Annotated in this window: 9 protein-coding genes; 8 read left to right on the top strand and 1 reads right to left on the bottom strand. The window is 70.9% G+C overall.

Going from position 1 to position 8,875, the window contains the following annotated elements:
- The coding region (locus G6018_RS04315) for an alpha/beta fold hydrolase (RefSeq protein ID WP_182638866.1) at nucleotides 1–439 on the bottom strand (439 nt) is incomplete at its 3' end.
- A 126-nt stretch (nucleotides 440–565) separates the two neighbouring features.
- Here G6018_RS04315 and G6018_RS04310 point away from each other — a divergent pair.
- The 8 genes from G6018_RS04310 to G6018_RS04275 all read left to right on the top strand — a co-directional run.
- Complete coding sequence (locus tag G6018_RS04310) at nucleotides 566–1,333, top strand: CoA transferase subunit A (protein ID WP_179524926.1); 768 nt, start codon at nucleotides 566–568, stop codon at nucleotides 1,331–1,333.
- On the top strand, nucleotides 1,330–1,959 hold the full coding sequence (locus G6018_RS04305) for a 3-oxoacid CoA-transferase subunit B (RefSeq protein ID WP_182638864.1): 630 nt from the start codon (nucleotides 1,330–1,332) through the stop codon (nucleotides 1,957–1,959). The genes G6018_RS04310 and G6018_RS04305 overlap by 4 nt, the downstream gene beginning before the upstream one ends.
- Before the next feature lie 159 nt (nucleotides 1,960–2,118).
- Nucleotides 2,119–3,111, top strand: coding sequence for a malate dehydrogenase (locus G6018_RS04300; RefSeq protein ID WP_182638862.1), 993 nt, complete (start codon nucleotides 2,119–2,121; stop codon nucleotides 3,109–3,111).
- Between the two features lie 63 nt (nucleotides 3,112–3,174).
- Nucleotides 3,175–5,883 (top strand): valine--tRNA ligase, encoded by a 2,709-nt coding sequence (locus G6018_RS04295; protein ID WP_182638860.1) that lies wholly within the window; start codon nucleotides 3,175–3,177, stop codon nucleotides 5,881–5,883.
- Nucleotides 5,883–7,475 (top strand): folylpolyglutamate synthase/dihydrofolate synthase family protein, encoded by a 1,593-nt coding sequence (locus G6018_RS04290; RefSeq protein ID WP_182638858.1) that lies wholly within the window; start codon nucleotides 5,883–5,885, stop codon nucleotides 7,473–7,475. The genes G6018_RS04295 and G6018_RS04290 overlap by 1 nt, the downstream gene beginning before the upstream one ends.
- The gene (locus G6018_RS04285; RefSeq protein ID WP_179524931.1) at nucleotides 7,472–7,888 is read left to right on the top strand and encodes a DUF4233 domain-containing protein; all 417 of its coding nucleotides are present in this window, start codon (nucleotides 7,472–7,474) and stop codon (nucleotides 7,886–7,888) included. Before G6018_RS04290 ends, G6018_RS04285 begins: the two co-directional genes overlap by 4 nt.
- A gap of 30 nt (nucleotides 7,889–7,918) precedes the next feature.
- Nucleotides 7,919–8,329, top strand: coding sequence for a nucleoside-diphosphate kinase (gene ndk / locus G6018_RS04280; protein ID WP_182616664.1), 411 nt, complete (start codon nucleotides 7,919–7,921; stop codon nucleotides 8,327–8,329).
- 351 nt (nucleotides 8,330–8,680) lie between these two features.
- Nucleotides 8,681–8,875 (top strand): hypothetical protein (locus tag G6018_RS04275; protein ID WP_182638856.1); only part of this gene is annotated, 195 nt, incomplete at its 3' end.

Genomic DNA, 8,875 nt, shown 5'->3' with positions numbered 1-8,875 from the left:
CCACCACCGCGTCGGCGACGGCCGCGGTGCCACCCTCGCGGACCGCGGCCGCGCGGTCCGCCCATCCGGAGGGCTCGCCGAACCTCGCAGCCGTGCACAGCAGGGCAGCGGACCGGACCCTGGTGGGCTCGTGGACCGCGAGCCACTGGGCCACGGCGCCGCCCAGGGAGAGCCCGACCACGTGGACGTGACCCTCGCCGAGGGTGTCGAGCAGGGCGAGGACGTCGCCGGAGAGGTCGGCGATCGTGCACGGCCCCGGAATGACGTCTGAGTTCCCGTGCCCTCGGTGGTCGACGGCGATCACCACGTGGTCGCGGGCCAGATCGCGCACCTGGGCGTCCCACATCGACCGGTCCGAACCGAGGGATCCGAGCAGTACTACGGCAGGGGCATCCGCTGAGGGCGGGCCGCTGACCTGGTGAGACAGGGTGGCGGGCATGGGATGGGTCCTTTCCTGGGGAGCGGCGGGTCAGTTCTGGTGCGGGTGACGTGAACCACGATACGCTGGAAGTGTACGTAAGACGAACAGTTGTGCAACAGGCGAACAGGTCCTACGATGTGTGACATGACCAACAAAATCTTCTCGTCGGCCGCCGCCGCGGTCGCGGACATCCCGGACGGCGCCTCCCTCGCCGTGGGGGGTTTCGGTCTGGTCGGCATCCCCGCCGTCCTGATCGACGCACTCCTGGAACAGGGCGCCACCGATCTGCAGACCGTGAGCAACAACTGCGGCACGGACGGCTTCGGCCTCGGCACGCTCCTGGAGGCCCGCCGCATCACCCGCACCACGGCCTCCTACGTGGGGGCCAACAAGGAGTTCGCCAGGCAGTACCTGAGCGGGGAGCTCGAGGTGGAGCTGACGCCGCAGGGCACGCTCGCCGAGCGGATGCGATCCGGTGGGGCGGGCATCCCGGCCTTCTACACGCCGGCGGGCGTCGGGACGATGGTCGCCGAGGGCGGACTGCCGCTGCGCTATGACGGCGACGGGGGAGTCGCCGTGGCCTCCGAGCCCAAAGAGGTCCGAGAGTTCGACGGGACCCCGTACGTCCTGGAGCGCGCGATCGTCACGGATTTCGCGCTCGTCCACGCCCATCGGGCGGACACGGCGGGCAACCTGCAGTTCCGCGGCACCGCCCGGAACTTCAACCCGGACGTCGCGATGGCCGGCCGCATCACGATCGTCCAGGCCGAGGAGATCGTCGCGGCCGGCGAGATCGACCCGGCGGACGTCCATCTCCCCGGCATCTTTGTCCAGCGGCTCGTCGAGGTCGGACGCCAGGAGACCGGCGTGGAGATCGAGAAGCTCAGCAGCAGGGGAGAGGACAGGTCATGAGCTGGACACACGAGCAGATGGCGGCACGCATCGCCACCGATTTCGTCGACGGGCAGTACGTCAACCTGGGGATCGGAATGCCGACACTGATCCCGGACCACCTACCGACGGGCGTCCACGTCACTCTCCATTCGGAGAACGGGATCCTCGGCGTGGGCCCCTACCCGACGCCCGAACAGCTCGACCCGGAGATGATCAACGCGGGCAAGGAGACGATCACCGCGGCTGCCGGGGCGGCGTTCTTCTCGTCGTCGGCGTCGTTCGCCATGATCCGGGGCGGAACGGTCGACGTGGCCGTGCTCGGCGCCATGCAGGTCTCACAGACCGGTGACCTGTCCAACTGGATGATCCCCGGCGCCATGGTCAAAGGCATGGGCGGGGCCATGGACCTGGTCCACGGCGCCGGCCGGGTGGTCGTGATGATGGACCACGTCACCCGCACGGGCGAGGCCAAACTCCTGGCGGAGAACTCCCTGCCGTACACCGGGCGCGGATGCGTCCAGCGGGTCGTCACCGACCTGTGCGTCCTCGACATTTGCCCGGAGGGGTTCCGACTCGTCGAACCGGCCCCGGGCGTCACGATCGAGGAGATCCGCGCCAAGACGGGCGCCGACGTCCACACCTAGCGCGACCTCCCGCCCGACCGCCCCTCCGCCCGGTCGGCACACCACCGATCGGCCCCGGGGCGAACAACGGGTGTACGGCGGCTCGCGCGGTCAACAGGGTGCCGGTTCCTCACTACTGTGGGGACCGACCCCGTCGTCGCCAGAGGAAGGTCCCCGCGCATGAGCTCCACCGCCCCGGTCACCGTCACCGTCACCGGTGCCGCCGGAAAGATCGCCTACTCCTTGCTCTTCCGGCTGGCGTCCGGTCTGGTCTACGGCCCCGACACCCCGGTCCGCCTCCGACTGCTGGACATCCCGTCGGCCGTCACGGCCGCCGAGGGCGTGGCGATGGAGATCGAGGACTGCGCTCTGCCGCTGGTCGACTCGATCGAGATCACCGACGACGCGACCGCGGCGTTCGACGGCGCCAACGCCGCGTTCCTCGTCGGGGCCATGCCGCGGGGCAAGGGCATGGAGCGCTCCGACCTGTTGAGCGCGAACGGTGCCATCTTCCGCGACCAGGGACGCTCGATCAACGCCGGCGCCGCGGACGACATCCGCGTCGTGGTGGTGGGCAACCCCGCCAACACCAACGCCTACATCGCGCACAGGCACGCCCCGGACGTCCCGGCCGGTCGGTTCACCGCCCTCATGCGGCTCGACCACAACCGGGCGTTGAGCCAGCTCGCCACCCGCCTGGGCGCCCCCGTCGCCGAACTCGACGGGGTCGTGGTGTGGGGGAACCACTCGGCCACCCAGTTCCCGGACGTCTCCTATCTCACCCGAGCCGGTGAGCCCGTGACCGCCGGGCTCGGGCGGGACTGGCTGGCCGACACCTTCATCCCGCGGGTCGCGAACCGGGGATCCGAGATCATCGCCGTGCGGGGCTCGTCGTCGGCCGCCTCCGCGGCCGGGGCCGCCGTCGATCAGATGCGTGACTGGGTCCACGGCACACCGGGGGAGAGCTGGACCACGGTCGCGCTGCCCTCCGACGGGCAGTACGACACGGTCCCGGGGGTGGTCACCGGCCTGCCCTGCCGCAGTCACGGCGGGGAATGGGAGGTCGTCGAGGGTCTGGAGATCGACGATTTCCAGCGCGCCCGCATCGACGCCTCGGTGGCCGAGTTGATCTCCGAGCGCGACGCCGTGCACGCCCTCGGCCTGACCGACTGACCCCGGGGGCGGGGCCCGGGCGGCGTGTGTGGGGTCCCGGCGCGGACGGCCTACGATGGTCGGGTGACGACTGCAGCGACCCCCGGCCCCGAGACCGACCGCGCGGATTTGCTCCCCGCCTCCTGGAACCCCGGCGAGGTCGAGTCCGAGCTGTACCGACGCTGGGTCGACGCCGGCTACTTCGAGGCGGACCCCTCCAGCGACAAGCCCGCGTACTCGGTGGTGCTGCCTCCGCCGAATGTCACGGGCAGCCTGCACATGGGCCACGCGCTCGACCACACGCTCATGGACGTGCTCACGCGGCGCAAGCGCATGCAGGGGTTCGAGGTCCTCTGGCTTCCCGGAATGGATCACGCCGGGATCGCCACCCAGACCCTCGTGGACCGCAAGCTCCGCGCCGAGGGGATCGACCGCCACGAGATCGGGCGAGAGGCGTTCATCCAGAAGGTCTGGGAGTGGAAGCGTGAGTCCGGCGGGACCATCGGCGAGCAGATGCGCCGCCTCGGCGACGGAGTCGACTGGTCGCGTGAACGGTTCACCCTCGACGAGGGACTGTCCCGCGCGGTGCAGACCATCTTCAAGGAGCTCTACGACCAGGGGCTGATCTACCGCGCCGAGCGGCTGGTCAACTGGTCGCCCACACTCCAGACCGCGATCTCGGACATCGAGGTCAAGTACGCGGATGTCGAGGGCGAGTTGGTGAGCTTCCGCTACGGCTCGATGGACGACTCGCAGCCGCACCTGGTGGTGGCCACGACCCGGCTCGAGACGATGCTGGGCGACACGGCGATCGCCGTGCACCCGGAGGACCCGCGGTACGCCCACCTCGTGGGCACCGAGATCGAGCACCCGTTCCGTGAGGGCTGGACCATGCGCGTCGTGGCGGACGACCACGTGGACCCCGAGTTCGGGACGGGGGCCGTCAAGGTCACGCCCGCGCACGACCCCAACGACTTCGCGATCGGCCAGCGCCACGGGCTGGAGATGCCCACGATCATGGACGCGGCCGGCCGCATCGCCGACACGGGGACACGCTACGACGGGATGGACCGGTTCGAGGCGCGAAGGGTGATCCGCGAGGACCTCGCCGCCGAGGGCCGGATCGTCAAGGAGGTGCGCCCGTACCTGCACTCCGTCGGACACTCGGAGCGATCTGGCGAGCCGATCGAGCCCCGGCTGTCCCTGCAGTGGTGGGTCAGGGTCGAGGAGCTGGCCAGGATGGCCGGCGACGCCGTGCGCGACGGCGACACGGTGATCCACCCGAAGAGCCAGGAACCGCGCTGGTTCGACTGGGTCGACGACATGCACGACTGGTGCATCTCCCGCCAGCTGTGGTGGGGCCACCGCATCCCCATCTGGTACGGGCCGGACGGCGAGGTGGTCTGTGTGGGCGTGGGCGAGGAGCCGCCCGCCGGGTACACGCAGGACACGGACGTGCTCGACACGTGGTTCTCCTCCGGGCTGTGGCCGTTCTCGACCATGGGCTGGCCCGACCGGACCACCGACATCGAGCGGTTCTACCCCACGTCCGTGCTGGTCACCGGGTACGACATCCTGTTCTTCTGGGTGGCCCGGATGATGATGTTCGGCACCTTCGTGGGTCGCACCCTGACGGGTGACACCTCCGCCCCGGGGAAGGTCCCGTTCACCGACGTGTTCCTCCACGGGCTCGTCCGCGACGAGCACGGCCAGAAGATGTCCAAGTCCAGGGGAAACGGCATCGACCCGCTCGACTGGGTCGACCGCTTCGGCGCCGACGCCCTGCGCTTCACCCTGGCCCGGGGCGCCAACCCCGGCGGCGACCTGTCCGTGGGTGACGACGCCGCCCAGGCCTCGCGCAACTTCGCCACCAAGCTGTTCAACGCCACGCGGTTCGCGCTGATGAACGGCGCGAAGGTGGGCGAGCTCCCGGACGCGTCCGCGCTCACCGACGCCGACCGGTGGATCCTCCGGCGCCTCGGCGAGGTGCGCGTGTCGGTCGACGACGCCCTGGACCGCTACGAGTTCTCCAAGGCCTGCGAGGCCCTGTACCACTTCGCGTGGGACGAGGTGTGTGACTGGTACCTGGAGCTGGCCAAGGTCCAGTTCGGGAACGACGACGAGGCGCGCGGCTCCGAGCGCGCCGAGCACACGCGGCTCGTGCTGGGACACGTGCTGGACGTGGTGCTGCGGATGCTGCACCCCGTCATCCCGTTCGTCACCGAGGTGCTGTGGACGGCCCTGACCGGACGCGACTCCGTGGTGGTCGCGGACTGGCCCTCCGACGTGGCCCCGGCAGAGGGGGCCGCGGAGTCCGTGCGCCGCGTGGCCGACGCCCAGACCCTCGTCACCGAGATCCGCCGCTTCCGCTCCGACCAGGGACTCAAGCCCGGCCAGCGGGTGCCCGCGCGCGTCACCGGGGTCGACGCGGCGGATCTGCCCGCCGACCTGCTCGACCAGGTGGCCTCGCTCGCGCGGATCACCCCGGCCGGGGACGACTTCACCGCCACCGCCTCGCTCGAGGTCCGGCTGGGGCTGTCCACGGTGGGGGTCGAGATCGATACCTCCGGCACCATCGACCTGGCCGCCGAGCGTCGCCGCCTGGAGAAGGACCTCGCGGCCGCGCGCAAGGAGCTGGAGACCACCGGCGCCAAGCTGGGCAACGAGGCGTTCCTCGGCAAGGCCCCCGACCACGTGGTGGACAAGATCCGCGCGCGCCGGGATCTCGCCGAGACCGAGGTCAGCCGGATCTCCGCCCGACTCGAGGGCCTCCCGGCCGGGAGCACCGCCTGATGGCGGGTCATCGGTGGCTCGAGCCCCACGACCCGGACGAGGGCTGGGACACCCCCACGGAGGAGGACGTCGCCGAGATGCTCGGCGAGGAGGGCCTGGTCTCCGGGGTCTCCCTCGGCGGGCCGCTGCCCGGTGACGAGGACGGCGAGGACCACCAGGAGCCGCGACCGATCCCGGAGGTCGGCAGCCCCGAGTGGCAGGCCGACACCGCAGAGCTCGCGGCGGTCGAGGAGGAACTGGCCACCCGGTGGCCGGAGACCCGCCTCGAACCGAGCCTGGACCGGATCGCGGAGCTCACCGGCGTCCTCGGGGATCCGCAGCACGCCTACCCGGTCGTCCACGTGGCGGGGACCAACGGCAAGACCTCGGTCACCCGGATGATCGACGCCCTCCTTCGGGCACTGCACCAGCGCACCGGGCGCAACACCAGCCCGCACCTGCAGACCGTCACCGAGCGCATCGCCCTGGACGGCGAGCCCGTCCCGGCACGCCTGTTCGTGGACACCTACCGCGAACTGCAGCCGTACCTGGAACTGGTGGACCAGCGGTCCGAGGCCGGTGGTGGACCCCGGATGAGCTACTTCGAGGTGCTCACCGCGATGGCCTTCGCGGCCTTCGCCGACGCCCCGGTGGACGTGGCCGTGGTGGAGACCGGGATGGGCGGGACCTGGGACGCCACCAACGTGGTGAGGCCGGCCGTCGCCGTCGTCACCCCTGTCGGTCTGGACCACACCGACTACCTCGGGGACGACCTGGCGACCATCGCGGGGGAGAAGGCGGGGATCATCCAGCCCGGAGCAGAGGATGACCTGCTGCCGAGGGACCCGGTCGCCGTGATCGGTCGCCAGGAGCCCGAGGCGATGGAGGTGCTGCTGCGTCGCGCGGTCGAGGTGGGCGCGGTGGTGGCACGTCTCGGCTCGGAGTTCGACGTGGTCGAGCGCCGCCTGGCGGTGGGCGGACAGCAGCTCACCCTGCGTGGTCTCGGAGGCGAGTACCCGGAGGTGTTCCTCCCTCTGTTCGGCGAGCACCAGGCCGAGAACGCCGCCACCGCCCTGGCCGCCGTCGAGGCGTTCTTCGGGGCGGGCCCCGACCGGTCGCTGGACCCCGAGCTCATCCGCGCCGGATTCGCCGCCGTGGACAACCCCGGCCGGCTCGAGCGCCTCAGCTCGAGCCCGACGGTGCTGGTGGACGCCGCGCACAACGGTCACGGCGGGCGCGCACTCGCCGAGGCGGTGACCTCCGAATTCGACTTCCGACGTCTCGTCGCCGTGGTCGCGATGCTGGACGGCAAGGACGCCGACGCCTTCCTCGCGGCCATCGAGCCGGTGGTCGACGAGGTCGTCGTCACCAGGACCGGGTCGCCGCGCGCGATGGCGCTCGAGGACCTCGCGAGGGTCGCCGAGGACCGGTTCACCGCCCAGCGGGTCCACGTGGTGGACACCCTGCCCGATGCGATCAGCGCCGCGCTGGACCTGGTGGGGGTCCCCGACCCGACCGCCGACGACGACGTCTCCGGGGTCGGCGTACTCGTGACGGGATCGGTGTTGACCGCGGGGGCCGCCCGCAGCCTGTTCGGAAAGGACGCACAGTGACCGACACCGGTTCCGTCGATCCGGCGGCCACCGCCCACGAACCCTCGGTGGATCCGTGGAAGGGACTTCGGGGGATCATGGCCGGGACCCTGATCCTCGAGGCGATCGTGATCGGCCTGGTGCTCACGGTGATCGCGAGGGTCGACGACGGAGAGCACTTCCAGCCCTGGAAGGTGTGGTTCGTCAGCCTGCTCGCCGTGGCGATGGTCGTGGCCAGTGGACTGCAGCGGCGTCCCTGGGCGATCCCGCTGAACCTCACCCTCGCCGGGCTGGCGGTGGCGGGGTGGGCCGTGCACTGGTCGATGGGCGTGTGCGGCCTGATGTTCGCGGCGGTGTGGGCGTACATCCTCTATCTGCGGCGGGACCTCTCCCGGCGGATGGCGGGCGGGTACCTGCCCAGCCAGCACGACTGACGGGTCCCGGGTACTTGTAGCATTGCGGCCGTGACCGAGAGAACTTTCTTCCTCATCAAGCCCGATGGCGTCCAGCGAGGCCTGACCGGCACCATTCTCGCGCGAATCGAGGCCAAGGGCCTCCGGCTCGTGGCCATGGACATGCGCCGGGTGCCACAGGAGACCGCGGCCGCGCACTACGCCGAGCACGCCGAGCGTCCGTTCTACGGCGACCTGCTCGAGTTCATCACCTCCGGGCCGGTCGTGGCCGGTGTCGTGGAGGGTCCGCGCGCGATCGCCGCGTGGCGACAGCTCGCCGGCGGGACCGACCCGGTGGAGAAGGCCGCCCCCGGGTCCATTCGCGGGGACTACGGGCTGGAGACCCAGTTCAACCTCGTCCACGGGTCGGATTCCGAGGAATCCGCGGCACGTGAGATCGAACTGTGGTTCCCCGGACTCTGATCTGACCTCATCACCAACGATCCCGGTTCATCACCGGTGATCGCACCGGACGCGCCCGTCGGTCCCCGGACCGACGGGCGCGTTCGTCGTCTCACCTCGCCCGCGCGGCGACGGATCGTCGGCGTGTGTGGGACAATGGCCGAAGCCCACATTCTTGGCGAGCGGACCTCCAGTTCGCCCCGGATCGGGCGCCCGCCCTCCGCGGCCCGGATCACACCGGGATCGCGGACCACAAGACATAGCCCCACCCGAGGTGGGGCCCAGAGAGAAATGCCGACCCCGTGCGGCGGCGTGGGTCACCGGAGCACTCCGGTGACGTGATCGCGCCCGGAGTCCGGCCAGAGGAGACACGTGTCGGATTCGAACCTGACCATCGACGATCTCAACGCGCTTCCGGAGAAGATGCGCGCGCACGCGGCCGCCAAGGCCGTGGGGATGACCAGCAAGGAGTTCCTGGCCGCCATGGCCGGCATCGGCGTGGAGGTCAGGAGCGCCCAGTCCGGGGTGACGCGCGAGGTGCTGCTCACGTGGTTCGCCAGCCGCGGG

Source organism: Dietzia sp. DQ11-44 (assembly GCF_014145205.1).
Lineage (GTDB): Bacteria > Actinomycetota > Actinomycetes > Mycobacteriales > Mycobacteriaceae > Dietzia > Dietzia natronolimnaea.
The sequence above is the reverse complement of the archived record's forward strand: the minus strand, read 5'-3'. Positions and strand labels throughout refer to the sequence as shown.